9 protein-coding genes and 2 pseudogenes are annotated in these 16,742 nt (G+C 72.3%); 3 read left to right on the top strand and 8 right to left on the bottom strand.

Annotation, left to right across the window (positions count from 1 at the left end):
• Positions 1-160 precede the first annotated feature (160 nt).
• A complete protein-coding gene (locus tag SLINC_RS06545) occupies positions 161-5,419 on the top strand; it encodes a sacsin N-terminal ATP-binding-like domain-containing protein (protein WP_152038974.1) in 5,259 nt (1,752 codons plus the stop codon).
• Positions 5,420-5,474: 55 nt separating this feature from the next.
• Here SLINC_RS06545 and SLINC_RS06540 read toward each other — a convergent pair whose 3' ends face one another.
• Positions 5,475-6,134 (bottom strand): hypothetical protein, encoded by a 660-nt coding sequence (locus tag SLINC_RS06540; RefSeq protein ID WP_225988265.1) that lies wholly within the window; start codon positions 6,132-6,134, stop codon positions 5,475-5,477.
• Between the two features lie 160 nt (positions 6,135-6,294).
• On the opposite strand from SLINC_RS06540, the gene SLINC_RS06535 reads away from it, so the two are divergent.
• The gene (locus tag SLINC_RS06535) at positions 6,295-7,212 is read left to right on the top strand and encodes an aminoglycoside phosphotransferase family protein (protein ID WP_067427838.1); all 918 of its coding nucleotides are present in this window, start codon (positions 6,295-6,297) and stop codon (positions 7,210-7,212) included.
• An 18-nt stretch (positions 7,213-7,230) separates the two neighbouring features.
• On the opposite strand, the gene SLINC_RS06530 is transcribed toward SLINC_RS06535, so the two are convergent.
• From SLINC_RS06530 to SLINC_RS45715, 6 genes and pseudogenes are all read right to left on the bottom strand, one after another.
• Positions 7,231-8,022: a helix-turn-helix transcriptional regulator gene (locus SLINC_RS06530; protein ID WP_067427836.1), complete on the bottom strand. Its 792-nt coding sequence runs from the start codon at positions 8,020-8,022 to the stop codon at positions 7,231-7,233.
• 239 nt (positions 8,023-8,261) lie between these two features.
• Entirely contained in the window at positions 8,262-11,186 is a 2,925-nt protein-coding gene (locus tag SLINC_RS06525) for a glycosyl hydrolase 115 family protein (RefSeq protein ID WP_079165082.1), read from the bottom strand.
• Between the two features lie 368 nt (positions 11,187-11,554).
• Complete coding sequence (locus SLINC_RS48755; RefSeq protein ID WP_225988264.1) at positions 11,555-13,009, bottom strand: C40 family peptidase; 1,455 nt, start codon at positions 13,007-13,009, stop codon at positions 11,555-11,557.
• A 209-nt stretch (positions 13,010-13,218) separates the two neighbouring features.
• Positions 13,219-14,283 (bottom strand): NAD-dependent epimerase/dehydratase family protein, encoded by a 1,065-nt coding sequence (locus SLINC_RS06515; protein WP_067427830.1) that lies wholly within the window; start codon positions 14,281-14,283, stop codon positions 13,219-13,221.
• 67 nt (positions 14,284-14,350) lie between these two features.
• The gene (locus SLINC_RS06510; RefSeq protein ID WP_067445097.1) at positions 14,351-16,024 is read right to left on the bottom strand and encodes an acyltransferase; all 1,674 of its coding nucleotides are present in this window, start codon (positions 16,022-16,024) and stop codon (positions 14,351-14,353) included.
• Positions 16,025-16,067: 43 nt separating this feature from the next.
• Positions 16,068-16,250 (bottom strand): annotated as a pseudogene (locus SLINC_RS45715) (response regulator transcription factor); the annotation flags it as partial.
• On the opposite strand from SLINC_RS45715, the pseudogene SLINC_RS50215 reads away from it, so the two are divergent.
• A pseudogene (locus SLINC_RS50215) lies at positions 16,162-16,353 on the top strand (hypothetical protein); the annotation flags it as partial. The pseudogenes SLINC_RS45715 and SLINC_RS50215 sit on opposite strands and share 89 nt — an antisense overlap.
• A gap of 105 nt (positions 16,354-16,458) precedes the next feature.
• On the opposite strand, the gene SLINC_RS06500 reads toward SLINC_RS50215, so the two are convergent.
• Positions 16,459-16,734 (bottom strand): DUF4389 domain-containing protein, encoded by a 276-nt coding sequence (locus SLINC_RS06500; RefSeq protein WP_067427828.1) that lies wholly within the window; start codon positions 16,732-16,734, stop codon positions 16,459-16,461.
• Between the last annotated feature and the right edge of the window lie 8 nt (positions 16,735-16,742).

Genomic DNA, 16,742 nt, shown 5'->3' with positions numbered 1-16,742 from the left:
CCCCCGGCATTCCGCCGCCGATTGTCAGTGGTACCCCCTATGGTCGGGATCAGTGCTTTCAGGGGGCTTGGCGGGGACTTCGGGGGAACGAGTGACGGACGAGCGGAAACGAGCGCGGCAGGGTGTCGGCCGCGCCGGTGCGGCCAGGCGGAAGCGGGTCGTGGCGACGGCGGTCATGGAGGCCGAGGGATGCCTCGACGACCTGAGGCGCGGCCGCAGAGCCGCCCTCGAACTCAAAGAGGTCACCGAGCGGATGCTCTCGCCCGAGTACTCGGGACGCGTGCTGGTCGAACTGCTGCAGAACGCCCACGACGCGCACCCCGCCCGGCACGGCGAAGGCCGCGTCGAGATCGTCCTCGACGAGGACGAGGGCGAGCACGGCGTGCTGTACGTGGCGAACGGCGGTAAGCCCCTCGGGTACCAGAACTTCGAAGCCCTGTGCAGCATCGCCCTGTCGAGCAAACGCCCCGACGAGGGCATCGGCCACAAGGGCATCGGCTTCAAGAGCGTGCTCCAACTCACCGCCGCCCCCGAGCTGTACAGCGTCGTCGGGCCCACCTCCAAGTCCTTCGACGGATTCTGCTTCCGCTTCGCCCGGGACGGCGACTTCGACCGGCTCGCCGACCAGGTCGCGCCCGGTCGGCCGGAGGCCGTCGGCCAACTGCGGGCCAATCTCGCGTCCTTGAAGGTGCCGGTCCCGGTGGACGACATCCCGACCGCGGTGGCGCCCTTCCGTCGGCGAGGGCTGGTGACCGTGGTCCGGCTCCCGCTGCGCTCCGCCGAGGCGAGGCGGGAGGCCGTACGCCAGCTGCGCGAACTGACCGACGACAGGGCGCCGTTCGAACTCTTCCTGGACCGCCTCGGAAAGGTGTCCGTGACGCACCGCGCGGGCGGCCGACGGCACCACCGCGTCTACACCCGCGCGGTGGACACGCTCTTCACCGCCCGCGGCCTGAAGATCCAGCAGATCACGCTGCGCCGCCGCACCCGCCTGATCATGGTGACGGCCGCCGTGGACAGCGAGCGCGCGCACGAGGCCGTCGCCGCCGGCCTGGGGTCCGGAGCGCTGAAGGACGGCTGGCAGGCGCTGGCCGACTCGGCCGTGGTCAGCGTGGCGGTGCCCGCCGGCGAGCCGCTGGAACGCGGCAGGCTGTTCACGTTCCTGCCCATGGGGGCGGAGCGGACCTCTCCGGTGCGCGGGTTCGTCAACGCCCCTTTCCACACGGACGTGAGCCGACGCACCATGACGGAGTCCACGCGGTGGAACGACCTGCTGCTCGACACCGCCGCCGAGGCCTGCGCACGGGCGGCCGTCCTGGTCGACGAGGGGCGCGTCGAGCTGCCCGCGGGCGCACTCCTCGACCTCATCTGCTGGGAACACGACCAACTGCCGCGCCTGGAAGTGGCCTTCAAGGCTCAGGACCGCGAGTTCGACGACGTGCCGTTCATGCCCGTACTGCACCCCCGGGGCGCCCGTACCTCGTTCCGTGAGGGCTATGTGTGGCGCGGCCCCGGCCAGGCTCGCGTGTTCACCCCGCAGGCCGTCGCCGCCGCCGGAGTCCCCCACCTGATCGACCCGCTGCTTCCCTCCCCGCGTGTCGAGCGGCTGGTCGCGCTGGGGACGGCCCGCGGACTGGACCTCCCCCCGCCCGCCTCGGTGGTCGCCGGCTGGGCGGAGCGTGTCGCGGCAACCCTCGCCGAGGGGGAGTTCGACGCGGGGACCTGGGCGGACTACTACCACGACCTCTCGGTCTGCGTCGCCCGCACCGGCGAGAAGCTGAAGGGCAGGAAGGTCGTCCTCACGGCCGACGGGACACCGGCCCCGGCCGGCGCCCCGGGGCTGTTCTTCCGCCGCCCGGACGGCGGCACACCGGTGGCGCTTCCCGACCTGCCGCCCGCGCTCGCGCACAGCATCTCCTTCGTCCACCCGGACATCGCCTGGACGGGCAGGAGGACCAGCCGGAGGTCCCGGGCCCGTGCCTGGCTGGAGGAACAGGGGCTGGTGCGCGAGTACAGTCCGCCCGCCCTTCTGGCCGTGCTGGGCGAAGCCATGCACAAGGACCGCGGCAACGAACCGGCCCTGCGTGAACACCTTCTGTTCGCGTGCGCCCTGTGGGCGTCGTCGTCCCTGGACCGCGGCGGCAGAGGGCCCGTGATCAAGGGGCTGCTGGTACCGGGCCGCAACGGCTGGGTGCCCGCGACGGAAGCCATGTTCGGCGAGGGCTGGACGGGCGGCCACAGCGGGATCGGCCGCACCCTGACCCGCCTGTTGGAGCGGACCGAAAAAGTCTCCCGGTCCCTGGCCACCGCCGCCGACCGGGTCGTGCGCCCCGCCCAGGAGATCTGCGCCGGCACCCGCACCGACGCCCGGACACTCCGCCGCTTTCTCGAACAGCAGGGCGTCCGCCACGGCCTGCCACCGACCTACGTCACCACGTTCCAGACCGTGAAAGGGCTTCAGCTCAACGCCCGGTACAGCTTTCCCGGCCTGTGGGCACTGGACCTGGACTCGGCCGAGAACACGCAATGGCGTTCTGCCGCCGAGCGATGGCCCAACCGGCGCCCCGTGCTCTACCACACCGTCGACTACCGTCCGACACGCAGGAGGGTGGCCCTGCTCCCCGGCCAGCGCGAGTACGCCACCTTCGACGAGGAGAGCCGACGCCTGTACGCGGAGCTGATCGTCCACGGCCTGGACCACTGGCCCGGCGACGCCCTCGAGTTCAGCTTCGTGGGCGGAACCGACCGGCAGGGCACGAAATGGCCGACTCCGCTGGCGGCCTTCTTGAGCGAAGCGCGATGGATTCCCCAATCGGGCGACGACGAGGACGCCCCCGCCTTCGCCACGGCCGGCACCGTGTGGTGGTGGTCGGGCCAGGAGGAGCCGCCCCCGTACCTCACCGTCGCCTCTGCCGCGCTGCGCAGCCGGCAGTCGGACCGTGTGCTGACCCGCCTGGAGATGCTCGGCGTGCGCCGCTGGGACGACCCCGACACCGCCGTGGACCGGCTCCGCCACCTGCCCGACCTGCTGCGCCGCATGCCCCGGCTCCGCCAGGGGCGTTCGGGGCATCTGCTGGGCAGGGCCTACGAGCAGGCCTGGGCGGACCTTCTTCCCGCGGACGGCATCGGTGTCGGGTACTCCGAGATCCTCACCGAACTCCTGGTGAGCCGAGCCGGAACGCTGGGCGTGCTCACTGCCGAGTCCGAGTCCGAGTCCGAGTCCGAACCGGTCTACGTGGCCGACGTGCGCGGCACACAGCAGCGCGGACTGCTGGACCGGACGCCCCTGCCCCTTCTCCCGGTCGCCGACCGGCCTCTCGGCCAGCGTGTCCACGACCACCTGGAGGAACAGGGCCGTTTCGCCGTCCGGCGGACGAGCGAGGCCGAGCTCGACATCCTGGTCGACCGACTGCCGATCGCCGAAGCGCACCAAGTGCCGCTCCTCGCCCTGGCCGGACCTTGGCTGGAGATCCTCCTGACCGCGCTGGTGGAGTTCGACGAGGACCGCTCCGCCCGAGCCAGGGTCCCCTCGGCGCGTCAGGTCGGGCAACGGCTGCGGGCCTGTGGAGTCGTCGTGGCACGGACCGCGGTCACACGGATCGCCGGCCACGCGCTCGACGACTCCGGCGACGACCGCTCGCTCCTGCACGACGACCCGGACGAGCCTCGCCTCGTCGTCGTGGTCGGTGAGCCGCAGCCCTCCGACTGGCACGTACTGGAGACCGCCGCGACCGCCCTGAGCACCTTGATCGGCGCCCCCTACCTGAGCGAGTCGGTACGGCTGCGGTTCATCGATCTGGCACGCAGAGGCCGGAGCGTCGAGGACGTCACCGAGTCGGACATCGCCGCCGTACTCGGCATCCCGCGGCAGCGCCTGGAGGCGGTCCTCGCCGACCGTGCCTCGATCCGCTCCGGCAGCGCCCGGCTGGTCCCGCTGCTCGCCTGCGTCGACCTCGCCCTCGCCGAGGAACTGCAACGGGCGCAGGAGACCCTGCACGACCGCGGCGAACTCCACGACTGGCTGGTCGCCCGGCTCGACCTCGACCGCGCCGACCAGTTGCTGGGGCTTGTGGAGGAGAGCGACTGGCGGTCCAAACTGTCTGCCCTGGACGTGCGGCTGGACGATGCCAACCGAGCCTGGCGGACGATGGGCCTGCCGACCGTCGACAACTCGGAGACGCATCGACGTCAGTTCCAGGCCTGGCTCCAGCAGCACAGGGCCCGACTGCTCGACCGCGTCCGGGACGCGCACACGACGGCGCACAAGGCGGGCGGCTCCCTCACGGCGTACGTACGACTCCGGTCGCTCCCCGGGCTGGAGCCGGACCCCGGATGGGGACTCACCCACTGGGACCTCTCCGCCGACCTGCTCGACGCCCACGCCGAGGCATGGGCGGCCACACACCTGCCCCCGGCGCCGGTGCGGCAGCAGCCGTCGCGTCCGGTGGCCGAGGTCCAGGAGGAGTGCGTCGACACCGTGCACGCGCGCTTTCCCCACCTGCGCGCCCGGATCACGGCCTGGCTCGACCGTCAGGGCCGCGAGGTCCCCGCGCTGCCGTCGGCCGGCGAGGTCGCGTCGGCGATGGGCGCCGAGGGGCTGCTCGACTTCGAGCCGATCGGCTCCCGCACGCTGATCGCCTGGCTACGGGCACGCGGCCACTGGCCCGAGGACATGCCCGCCACCGGCAGAGCGGCCGACCTGGGCCTGAACGACCCGGCACCGCCCGCCCCGAGCCCGGCCGCCCCCGGCAGCGCCCCGCGCCCCACCGCCCCGGGCCCGTCGCTCCTCCTCAACGGCCGCGCCGTTCCGGTCGGCCCGGACCACCTGCGCGACCTGGCACGCCAGGTGGCCGCCGACCTCACCCCCGACCAACTCGCCGCCGCCCCACACCCCCGCACACCGTCCACGTCCGCCCTTCCCAGGCAACGCACCGCCTCCGCGCGGGAGGCGCGCGGCGGTGCCTACCGGGCCCCTGCCCGTGACACGCAGAAGGACCTGGCCGTCGGCCTCGCGGGGGAAGTGACCGTGGGCGCCTGGCTGGAGCGACAGTTCGGCGTTCCTCCCGAGGAGTCCTGGAAGTCCCCCCTGCGCCGCCACGTGTTCGCCGACGGCTCCGGCGACGACCGGCTCGGCTACGACTTCCTGATCCACGACAGGGACCAGACGCTCCTGTACGAGGTGAAGGCCTCCGCCCACGACCGTTGCGAATTCGAACTCGGCGAGTCCGAGGTCGCCCGGGCGAGCCGCCTTGGACCCGACGAGACCTACGTCATCGTCCACGTCTCCCACGTCCTGGACGGCACCCGCCGCCGCATCACGCCCCTGCCCAACCCCTTCGGCGCCCCCGGCCTCGCCGGCTACCACCTCATCGGCACCGCCATGCGCCTGCGCTTCGACCTCCCCCCGGAACAGGGGTGACCCGTTTGTCAGAGCCCGAGCAGGTGCTCCAGGAGCCCGGCGTGCTCCTGGATCCTCAGAGTCGGAACGCCTTGGTCACCCGTTCGGCCAGATCGTCCTCTGTCATCGTCGTGTCGACGGGGATGGTCGGCAGGCCGAGCCGGGCGGTCTCTTCCCTCAGCCCGTCGGTGAAGAGGGCGTCACGCGTGGCGACGTTGCGCGCCGCGCGGTCCGGATCGCTGGTCCGCCACACGAATCCCTCACCCGGCACGGACCGAATCCGGAAGGCGGCCTGGCGGAAGTCGGGGGCGGGCAGCAGCCATACGGCCTGTTCGGGAGCGGCGAGCAGTGGTTTCACGAGGTGCGGCAGCAACCGGAAGCCCTCCACGACGACGCGCGGCTCCCGGGGCAGACGCAGCAGATCCTCGACGATCAGCCCGAAGCCCTCGCCGTGAAACCAGTGAAACGTCTCCAGCATGACCTCCGGAGACCGGTTCACCCAGCGCTCGTCCATGTGCATGGCCATGAACGCGTGCAGCAAGGGCGCCTCCTGAGGCGTCGTCCGCCCGGCATGCGCCGGCATGACGTCATCCGTCGCGTACAGCCGCCACCCGTACCGCTCCGCGAGCAGGCGGGCCATCGTCGACTTGCCTCCCCCACTCCCACCTCCGATCCAGTAGACATGCCGCAACCGCTCACGAAGCTCCCCGACATCGGTGCCCACTCCCACGCTCACTTCCGCATCGCATCAGCCCGCACGTCCCTGCCAGACAGGGAGTTCTTCCCCGCGTAAGTCCGTCTGCGCCGCCTTCCCCTCGGAAAAGCGAAAGTGTGCCCCGGGCACCGACCGGTAGGTTGCGCGGGGAAGCCCGCGCCGTCTTCGAAGGGGAGCCACCATGAGTACGTCCGCCCCGGTCGAGGTCCCCGACGGGCTGGTGGCGTCGTACGGCAGGGCCTTCGGTGACGAAGGGCGGGACTGGATCGCCCGGCTGCCCGGGCTCGCTGGCGAGATGCTGGAGCGCTGGGAGTTGAGGCGTGACGGGGAGCCCGGCGCGGGAGAGGCCTCGCTGGTGCTGCCGGTGGTGCGGGCGGACGGCAGTGGGGCCGTGCTGAAGCTTCAGCTGCCCCGGGAGGAGGTCGACGCCGCGCTCGTCGGGCTGCGCGTCTGGGACGGCGACGGCATGGTGCGGCTGCTCGATCACGACCCGGACAGCGGGAGCATGCTGCTGGAACGGCTGGAACCCCGGTCCCTGGCCTCGGTGGCGGACGACGACACCGCGATGGGTGTCCTGGCCGAGCTGCAGGCGAGGCTCGTGGCCGTCCCCGCGCCCCAGGGCCTGAGAGCGCTCGGGGACATCGCGGCCGAGATGCTGGACCAGGTCCCCAGGGCGGTCACCGCCCTGGCCGACCCCGCCGACCGGCGCCTCCTGCGCGCCTGGGCGTCGGCGGTGACCGACCTGGTCGACGAGCCGGGGGACCGGATGCTGCACTGGGATCTGCACTACGACAACGTCCTCGCCGCGGACCGCGAGCCGTGGCTCGCCATCGATCCCGAACCGCTCGCCGGGGACCCCGGCTTCGACCTGTGGCCCGCCCTGAACAGCCGGTGGGACGACGTCGTGGCCGCCGGGGATTCCGCACGCGTCGTGCGGCGCCGGTTCGACCTGCTCACCGGGACGCTTGGCCTGGACCGCCGACGCGCGGCCGGCTGGACGCGGGGACGGCTGCTCCAGAACGCCCTCTGGGACATCGAGGACGGGGAGACGGCCCTGGACCCGGCCGCGGCGGCCATGGCGGAAGCCCTCCCGCGCTGACGGCAGCAGCCTTCCCGCTCAGCGAGACGGTGCGGGCACCAGCCCCAGCCGCTGCGCACGCAGCACCGTGCTGATGCGGTCGTGCGTCCCGAGCTTGCGGTAGATGTTGGCGATGTGTTTGTGGACCGTACGGTCGGAGATGCCCAGGCGACGGCCCATCGCGCTCGCCGTGAGGGCGTCGGTGAGCAGGAGCAGAACGGTCGTCTCCCGCGGGGTCAGGCCGAGGTCCGTGGCCTGCTCGGCGGTGCCGCCGTGCGCCGTGGCCAGCCGCTGCCACCGTTGCAGAAGCTGCCGCTGCTGCTCGACCGCGGCCAGCAGCGGTTGCAGGCGCTCGGCGAGACGGAGCTGGTCGTCGGTGAAGTCGCGGCCGGAACGGTAGACGAGGCAGCCGGTGATCGGGGTGGTCGACTGCGGGAGCGGCATCCCGAGGACGTGGTCCACGTCCATGAGGTCGTCGAGCAGACGTGCGGTCGGGCTGGCGGACCAGGACGCCCCGACCACCTGACGTGCCGTGACGGGTGTCCTGTCGGGCCCGTGCGCGTAGTGCCCGGCGAAGGGGTAGCCCGCCCGCAGCAGCCCCATCGCCTCGCCGCCGAGCCGGTCGAACACCGTGTCGGCACCGGGGGAGAAGCCCACCGTGCCCGCGCGCTCGTTCCAGTCGTCGAGTTTGTAGATCACGGCGTCGCCGCCGCACAGGCCGGGCAGGGCGGCGGCCAGCAGCGGCCACAGCCGCTCGGGGTCGTGCTCGTGCAGTGCCGCGACGGCCACCGACGCCATGCGCTCGTAGGCTCCGGCCAGCCCGTGTGCCATGTCTCTCTCCGCGTGTCGGGCCCGTCCGCGTACGTAGTTGTACCCATACCGGCGCAGCCTCTCGCTGTTACACAATCCAACCGAGCAACAGCGACGTTCTCGGATGTACTCCAGCACATCGGGCGCCCCGGCGCACGAGGCGGGGGGACCAGGCCGCGTCCGTCTTCCGGCGCGCGGCCTGCGCGGAACCGTGGGGGCCGCCGGCGCGGGGGACCGGCGGCCCTCACGGGGACGCGGTACTACACGGCGGGAGCGTCCAGGCCCGGCGCGTGGGCCGGGGCCGGGTTGAACACCGGGTGATAGCTCTCCGGTGGGGCGAGGTAGCTGCCCGGCAGACCGCCGGTGTCGATGACGATCTGGTCCACCGTGATCGCGGCGTCCACCATGAACAGCCGCAGCACATGCTCACCGGGTTCGGTGACGGTCACCTGCGCGGTCAGTTTCTCGACGCCCTCCTCGACGTTGCGCGCCCAGGCGTCTCCCCGGTTGCCGGTCGCGACGGCCTGGCCCGACAGGACGGTGACCGGCCGGTCGTCGAGTCCGACGGCCAGCCGGCGGTGCCCGCGCTCGTCCAGGGACGGCAGGCGGAAGACGGTGACCGGGAAGGTCCCGGTGCCCGCGAAGCGCACCCGGTACCTGAGCTCCGGCGCCCGGCGGGCGAGGTCGTCGGTCACGGACGCGGCCGTCGACGGCACGGCTTCCAGCGCGGCCGTACGACGTCCCAGTCCGCGCACGGTCCGCCAGCGGGCGCCGCCGCGCGCGATGCGCCGCTCGGTGTGCACGGCGTCGATCGAGACGTACCCGTGGGCCTCGACGAACCCCCGCACCCGCCTGCGTGCCCGCTCCCCGTCGTTGACCACCCGCAGCGGCACCTCGGTCCGCTGCCCGGCGCCCGACACGGTGACCACGACGTCGTGGGTGCCCTCGGGGGCCCGCGCCCAGTCGACCTCCACCCACACCCGCGTCTGCTCGGTGAGCGAACCGCCCGTCGTGCTCAGCAGCACCCAGGGCTCAGCGGCCTCGGCCGTCCAGTCCACGGGCAGGAAGCCGGTGTTGAAGACGTCCACGAAACGGCGGTCCCGGGTGTAGGAGGAGAACGACAGCGGCCGGAGCGCTCCGGTCTCGTTGCCCTCGGCCGCCACCCCCAGCCCCGAGGTGTCCTGCCGGGGGATCCGGGTGACGGCCGGGCGGCCGGGCGCCTTGGGGATCTGGGAGGGGTACGGGTTGACGATCCCGTCCCATTTCCCGCCCGCCACCTCGGTGTTGTACCGCTTGGTGATCGCCGCCTCCGCGGTGTGCGCGGCCTCCGCCAGGTCGGCGAAGCGGTTGGTCCCGGCCCCGCGGCCCTGCCGTACCGCGAGCGCGTTGCGGTCCGCCCAGTAGTACTTCAGGTTCATCAAGTAGGCCCCGTGGACCGGGTATTCGACGAGCTCGTAGTAGGCGTCCCGGTACGCCTCGGGCAACCTGGCGCCCAGCGTCCGGGCCCGCTCCAGCAGCCGGTCGTAGGCCGCCAGCCGGCGTCCGGCCTCGTCGCCGTGGTGGACCACGGAGAACATCGCGCGGTCGATGAACTCCGGCCGCCGCTCGGCCGCGAGCCGGTAGTACTCGGTGCGGATCGCGGCGATCTCCAGGCCGTAGCGCCGCCCGAACTGCCGTCCCGCCCACTCGGCGACGAAGGCCTCCACGTCGTTCGCCCCGTCGGCGTTCCAGCGGTCCACGTCCCAGGCCATGTCCAGGGAGAAGGACAGCCCGGTCTCGATCGACTTGATGTCACCCACGTTGAAGATCCACATGCGGTCGACGCCGTGCTCGTACACGCGGCGCAACTCCTGCCAGACCTTGGCCAGTTGGGTGGTGTCCAGCCACAGGTAGCTGCGCGGACGGCCCCAGTAGGACAGGTGGTAGTAGATGCCGTTGCCGCCCGGACGGGCCCGCTCCGCGTCGTTCGGCAACTGGCGCATGTTGCCGTGGTTGTCGTCCGGCCAGATCAGCGTGACGTCCTCGGGAACCTTCACGCCCGCGTTGTACAGCTCCAGGACCTCCTTGTACGGGATGAAGATCTGCGGCTCGGCCGCGGTGCCGACCTCCTCGGTCAGGATCCGGCGCTGGTCGGCGATGATGTCGTTCATCACCACGACCTTCTCCGGGACGGTCGTCGCGTACTTCGTCTCCAGCGCGCTGTCGTGCAGCCCGCGCATGCCGATCGTCCAGCTGCTCTCGTACGACGCGTTCTGTCTCGCTCTGGCTCTCCAGTACGCGGAGATGACCGCCGGGTTCACCGTGTAGTCGTACACGGGCAGGGTCCCGTCCGCGCCGGGGTGCTCCTTGGCCCATGGCTCCCACTCGTGGACGCCGTTGCGGAGCAGTGCCTCGGGGTGGCTGGAGCCGACGACGATGCCGTAGCGGTCGGCGAGTTCGGGGTTCTCGCGGTGCTTGTTGAAGAAGTCGGAGTACGGGTGCATGGCGGGCCAGAGGTAGTTGGCCTTCAGGCGCAGCAGAAGTTCGAAGACCCGCTTGTACGTCTCGGGGCCGATGTTCTTGTCCGGCTCCTGGGTGCGGTGCGACCAGGTGGTGAGGTTCTGCTCGTCGTTGATGAAGATGCCCCGGTAACGGACGGACGGCTCGTACCGCTTGAGGGGACCCGTCGGCACCGTCACGGTGTCGCGGCGTTCCACGGGCATGTCGGCCCACCAGTACCAGGGCGAGACGCCGATGCGCTCCGAGGTGTCGTAGACGCCGTAGATCGTGCCGCGCCGGTCGCTGCCCGCGATGATCAGGGCACGGTCCACGCCCGGCAGTGGGCGCTCCACCACCTGGGTCACCGAGGCCTCCCAGCGGCCCTTCACTCCGGAGACGTCCAGCCGCCGGTCCGCGACCAGCCGGTCCACGACCGGGCTCGCGCCGAGCGTGCCCACCACGACCAGGAGCGATGCCCGCTCCGGCAGGGCGTGCAGCAGCCGCGGCCGTACCCCGCCCACCCGTTCCACGTCCGCCTGGAGGTCTCCGGCCGCGCGGATCACGGCGGGGTCGTCCGCCGCGTCCACGAACACGTCGACGGCGGTGCCCGCCCGCACCAGCGGGAACGCCGGTCCTCCCGACGGCGCGGCCCGGGCGGCGGAGGGGAGAAGGGCCGGGAGCAGCGGGGCGACGCCGACGGCGGCCATGCCCCGCAGGAACGACTTGCGGCTGAACGGCTGCGGCGGGACCTGCGGTTCGCGGTGCGGCACGAGACGCTTCCTTTCCGCGCCCGCCCGCGTCGGCTGAGGGTGCGGGCCGGCGGCGGAACCGAGCGCAGGGTCGGTCGGGAGGAGCCGGAAGGGTGGTGCGTGGTCAGCGCTCAGACAGGGGTATGCCCGTCTAGAAAGCGCTTGCCATGAACCCTAGGTCAGGTACGGACGGGGCGTCCAGAGTCCTGCGTGAGAGGGGAGCGGCAAGGGAGGTGCCGGGAGCCCGTGACGGACGGGAACGGCTGTGACACCGGACAGGTGCCGTGCCTGCCCGGTGTCACGGAGTGTGCCGCGGTGTCGTCTTCTCAGACGGTGCGCACCGCGCCGCGGATCGCCGACTCGCCGACGGACAGGACCGGTTCCTCGCGGATGGAGGACCCCGGGCCCGGGGCGTGGACCATCATGCCGTTGCCGGTGTACACGCCCACATGGCTCAGGTCGTCGTGGAAGAAGACCAGGTCCCCCTCCCGCAGTTCGGTCAGCGGGATCACCGTGCCCACGCTCGCCTGGGCCTGCGGGGTGCGCGGCAGCGCGACCCCGGCGGCCTTCCAGGCGGCCTGGGTCAGCCCGGAGCAGTCGTACGCCCCCGGCCCGGCCGCGCCCGACAGGCACGGCTTGCCGATCTGGGCCCGGGCGAAGTCGACGACCTTGACCACCTTGGCGGCCTTCGTGCTGAAACCGGTGCCCACGGTCTGCTCGACGAGGGCCACGGGGGGCGGAGCGACGGGGAGGTCGGCCATGGGCGCCGGAGCCGGAGTGACCGGGAGGTCGGGCGCGGGCGCGGGGGCCGGGATGAAGGGCAGGTTCGTGGTGGGTTCGGGAGCCGGGGCGACGGGGAGATCGGCCACGGGCGAGTAGGCGGGCGGGTAGGCCGGGGCCTCGGGCAGGGCGGACAGGTCCGGCAGGCTCGCGGTGAAGTCGGCCTGGGGCTGGGCCTGGACCTGAGGCTGGACCAGCCACTGGGGGCCGGTCTCGTCGACCGCCTGCTGCGGTGCGGTCTGCCAGATGTCCTCGGCCGGGAGGGGCTCGAACGACGGCGGCGTGCTGAACAGTTGGGCGTCGGGCAGTGCCGTACCGGGCAGCTGCGCGCTCTGGGCGGCGGCCAGCAACTCCCGGGCACGCTCCAGCTTCTGCTGGTTGCGCTCCTTGGCCGCGTGCAGCGGCGACCGTCCCGGGTCGGCGGCGGGCAGGGCGTCGAGGGCGGCTTCCGGCTGCGTCCCGGGTGCGCTCGGCAGCGCCGGGGCGGCGGACATGGTGGTCGACTCCGGGGCGAAGCCGGCGGTCAGCTCGGGGACCGACCGCTCGGAAGTCTTCGGGCTCTCCAGGGCGAAGGACTCGCGCTGCGCCGGACGTTCCGCGGGGCGGTCGGGCCGGGGTGCGGCCGGGCGGGCCTGCGCCCGGTCGGCGGGCAGGGACGCCGGGAGGGTGGGGCCCACCCTGGCGCGTGCCGCGTCGAACCATTGCCGGGTGACGTCGGCCAGGCCGGGGTCGGCGGACCGACGCGTGTCGGTGCCCGCCGGGCCGGCGGTCCGCCGCTCGCCGTCGGCCGGTGCCGCGCCGCGCTGACGCGGGAACTTCCCCGCGCGGGTCGCGTTGAAGGTGCCCGTGTCGTTCTCGGCCCGGTCGTAGAGGCTGTTGACCCGCTGCTGGACCTCGTCACGGCTCGGACTGTCGTCCCCTGTGGCGGCTGCCGCGCCCGTGGTCTGCGAGAGCAGGGCCACGGAGGTGAGAGCCGCCGTGGCGAGCGCGGAGTTGCGCATTCCCGGGAGGCTGATTCCTCCGGGGCGCGGGGTTCGTTCCGGCGCCATGGGAGACGTACTCCTTCCTTGCGGGGCCTCGCGACGCGGCGGATTCGCCGGGGGAGTCGTGCGGCCGACGCTTAACCTAACCAATTTGTGTGACAAGTGTGAAGATTGAAAGGTCACTTGTCCGATACGTTCCTGTGACCTTCGTCCCGTTGATGTTTATCTCAGGTTGATCTCGCGCGCCGCCGGTTCCGCCAGGCCTCGTGGTGGTCGAGGACCGTTTCCTCGATCGGGCGGTAGCTGATGCCCAGTTCACGCACGCTCCGGCCGTTGTCCACGCGGAACCGTATGCCGAGATGCTTGCCTATGTAGTCCTGGGTGAGGCCGAAGGCGGGCCCCAGTACCCGGACCGGCCAGTGCGGGAGCGCGGTGCGCGGGAGGCGGAGGTCGCGGGGGTGGCGGTGGCGGATGATGCGCGCCATGTCGTGGAAGGACGTCATGGTCGGCGCCGCGACGATGTAACGGCCCTCGGCGTCGGGGTTCTCCGCCGCCGCGATGTGCGCGTCGGCCACCTCGCGCACGTCCGCGGTGGTGAAGCTGAAGTCCGGGGCGCCGTAGCAGAAGTAGCCCTTGAACAGCTCGTCCAGCAGGAACAGGCTGCCGGACTCGGAGGCGGGGGTGAGTGAGGGGCCCAGGACCAGACCGGGGTTGACGGTCACCAGGCGCCAGCGGCTCTGGGCCGCCTCCGCCTCCCGGGCCGCCTGCTCCGCGAGCGTCTTGGCGTAGTGGTACGGGTTGTTCTCCACGGTGCTCGTGGTGTTGACGTACTTCTCCGACAGCATCTGGTCGTCCATGGCGAGGACATCGGCGTAGTCGCCGAAGATCGTGCCGACGGTGGAGGTGAGGACCACGCGCTCGACCGTGGGCGTCCGCTCCACGCCGCCCAGGACGTTGCGCGTGCCGAGCAGGGCCGGTTCGACCATGTCCCGGCGGCCGTCCTTGATCTTCTCCGGCATGAAGAACGGCGACGCCACGTGGTGGACGACCCGGCAGCCGCTCAGCGCCTCGTCGAAGGAACCCTCCACCAGCAGGTCGGCCTCGAACAGCGACAGCTGACCGGGGAAGATCTCCTGCATCTCCCACAGCGGCCGTACCTTCGCCGTGTTCGCGGTGCTGCGTACCGTGGCGTGGACGCGGTGACCCCGCTCCAGCAGCCGCCGGACCAGGTGGCTCCCGACGAAACCGCTGCCGCCCGTCACCGCGACCGCCGTCCGACTGCCTTCGCCCACGTGCTCACTCCTCAGCTCAGGTCACCGATGGACAGGTTCGGGCATGTACCTGCCGTAAGGGAAGAGTTCACCGGGAACCGGTGCGCCGCGCCGCCTCGGGCCGGTGGATGCCGCGCGGCCGGTAGCCGAGTTCGTCGGAGCGGCCCAGCAGGTCGGCCAGGAGCCAGACGATGGCCAGCCACATCTCGGTGCCCTGAAGGCCCGTTTCCGGACCGGGGCCCGCGGTGCCGGGGCCGAAACCGAAGCCCAGGCCGTCCCGCCAGCGGGGGAGGGCCGACGCCAGCTGCCGCTCGGCCCAGGCGCGGATCTCCGCCGTACGGTAGCCGTCGCCCCCGGTGCCCGCGCCGAGCTGCCGGGTGCACAGCCACAGGGGATGGGCGACGTCGAGCACATTGCAGGCGTTCTCCCGGCCGGCGCCGAAGTACCGGGAGTCGCGGGCGTGGTCCAGGACCGTGTCCACGACCCGCTCCGGGTGCGGCACGGGCAGTCCGAACTGCGCGAACGACCCCCGTGTCAGCCGGTAGTAGCCGTTGACCACCTGCAACCGCCCCGCCTCGGCCGACGGTTCTCCCCACATCCCGGTCCACGGATCGGCACGGGTGAGCAGCCAGCCGAACAACGCCTCCCGCGCACCCGGTTCCACACCACCGCCCTCGCCGCGCGCCAGGTTCCAGTGCACGGCCGTGGCCCAGGAGTCGATCCACGCCCCGGCGCCCCACGCGCCGTCCCGCCACGGCAACGCCTCCAGACGCGCCACGAGTTGACGCGCCGTCATCTCACCTGCCCCACGCACCGGATGAGGAAGGGAGGAGCCCAGCAGATCGAGCGCGTAGCCCACACACAGGACGTGGTACAGCGAGGCGCCCTCGCCCGGGAAGTGGTCGTCGTACGGCAGCGCCTCGTCGAACTCCGGGACCAGCCCGGTGTCCGGGTCCTGGAGCGCGCGCAGGCGTACGACGTGCTCCTGGGCCGGCACCTGCGCGGGCGCGGAGCCCAGCAGCAGGTCGGCGATCTCCACGGCGTCGCAGTGCGCCCGTACGGTGGGCGCCGCGCCGACGCGGTCGACGTACCGCTCGCCGTTCCAGTGGCGGGCGAGGAGTTCGGGGGCCTGGGCGCGGGCGGTGTCGGCGAAGCGGCTCAGCTCGGTGCCCCCGCCGGGCGCCTTGCCGCCGCCGTCCCGTCGGTCGCGGATCGGCCGGGCCGGGTTTCCGGCGGCCACCGTCCAGGCCGGAACGTCCTTGGTGACGACCGCCCCCGCGCCGATCACACAGTGGTCACCGATCGTGACGCCGTCCACGACGACCACGTGCGAGCCGATCCACACGTCGTCCCCGACCTCGATCCCCCGACTGGTGTGGGGCTGCCGGAACACCGGCCGGTCGGGGGCCATGGAGTGGTTGAAGCCGAGCAGCGAGGTGTGCGCGCCGATCCGCACCCCGGAGCCCAGGGTCACCGCACCCCGCACCGTGGTGAAGGGGTTCAGCGTGCAGTCCGTGCCGGTGGCCACGTCCCCGGTGACATAGGCGTGGGCCGCGATGTACGAGTCGTCCCCGAGCCGCAGCCGGTCCGGGAACACGGCCGCCGACTCGGCGACGTAGCAGCGCTCGCCGATCTCCGTCTCGCCGCCGATCTCCCGCTGCCGCTCCCCCTGCGCGTGCCGCTGCTCCTCGGACGCCTCCTCGGCGAACAGCCAGGGGCGGTGGTCGAAATGCCGTACGGACGTCCGCTGTCGTTGATCCATGAACCGCACGCTAAGCACCCCCGGGCCGCACCGGAAGTACGTCTCAGGAGTCGGGCGGCCCGCCCGCCCTGACCAGCCCCGTCTCATAGGCGAGGACGACGGCCTGGGCCCGGTCGCGCAGGGTCAGCTTGGCGAAGATGCGGGCCACATGGGACTTCACCGTGGCCTCGCTCAGGGTGAGTTCGGCGGCCGGCTCCGTGTTGGACCGGCCACGGCCCAGCAGGGTCGTCGCCGATCGCCCGACGCTGACCGCGCTGCTCGCCGCGGTGGCCTCCCTGGGCGTGCTCAACACGGCCGCCCTCAACACCCACGACCGCCGCCGGGACCTGGGCATGCTCAAGTCCATCGGCATGACCCCGGCCCAGGTGACCTCGATGGCGGCCCTCGGCTCGCTCGGATCCCTGCTAGCCCTCGCCCCCACGGGCATGCGGCGGTCAGGGCCGAGTGGCCGCCAGTGGTTCCGAGCCGCCCTGGTCCAGGCGGAACGGCGGGTACTCGTCGGTGAGCAGGGACACGTAGGCGAACACGGGCAGCACCCAGCGGTTGAGGCCGACCACCAGGTCGAAGATGCCGGGCGGATAGCGTCCGGTCACGGCCAGCGCGATGCCCGCGTAGAGGCTGAGCAGGCCGATGAGGGCGCGGATGCCGCCGCCCACGAGGCCCAGGACCAGATAGTGCGGGATGGCCAGAAGCCACCTGAAAACGGACAAGGCGCCCG

The organism is Streptomyces lincolnensis (assembly GCF_001685355.1).
GTDB classification, from domain to species: domain Bacteria; phylum Actinomycetota; class Actinomycetes; order Streptomycetales; family Streptomycetaceae; genus Streptomyces; species Streptomyces lincolnensis.
This window is presented reverse-complemented; position numbering and strand designations above follow the sequence as displayed.

Excerpts from the sequence above, each read along its gene's own strand:
- SLINC_RS06530 (WP_067427836.1), bottom strand. The coding sequence starts at position 8,022 with ATGGCACACGGGCTGGCCGGAGCCTACGAGCGCATGGCGTCGGTGGCC.
- SLINC_RS06525 (WP_079165082.1), bottom strand. The coding sequence starts at position 11,186 with ATGGCCGCCGTCGGCGTCGCCCCGCTGCTCCCGGCCCTTCTCCCCTCC.
- SLINC_RS06535 (WP_067427838.1), top strand. The coding sequence starts at position 6,295 with ATGAGTACGTCCGCCCCGGTCGAGGTCCCCGACGGGCTGGTGGCGTCG.
- SLINC_RS48755 (WP_225988264.1), bottom strand. The coding sequence starts at position 13,009 with ATGCGCAACTCCGCGCTCGCCACGGCGGCTCTCACCTCCGTGGCCCTG.
- SLINC_RS06510 (WP_067445097.1), bottom strand. The coding sequence starts at position 16,024 with ATGGATCAACGACAGCGGACGTCCGTACGGCATTTCGACCACCGCCCC.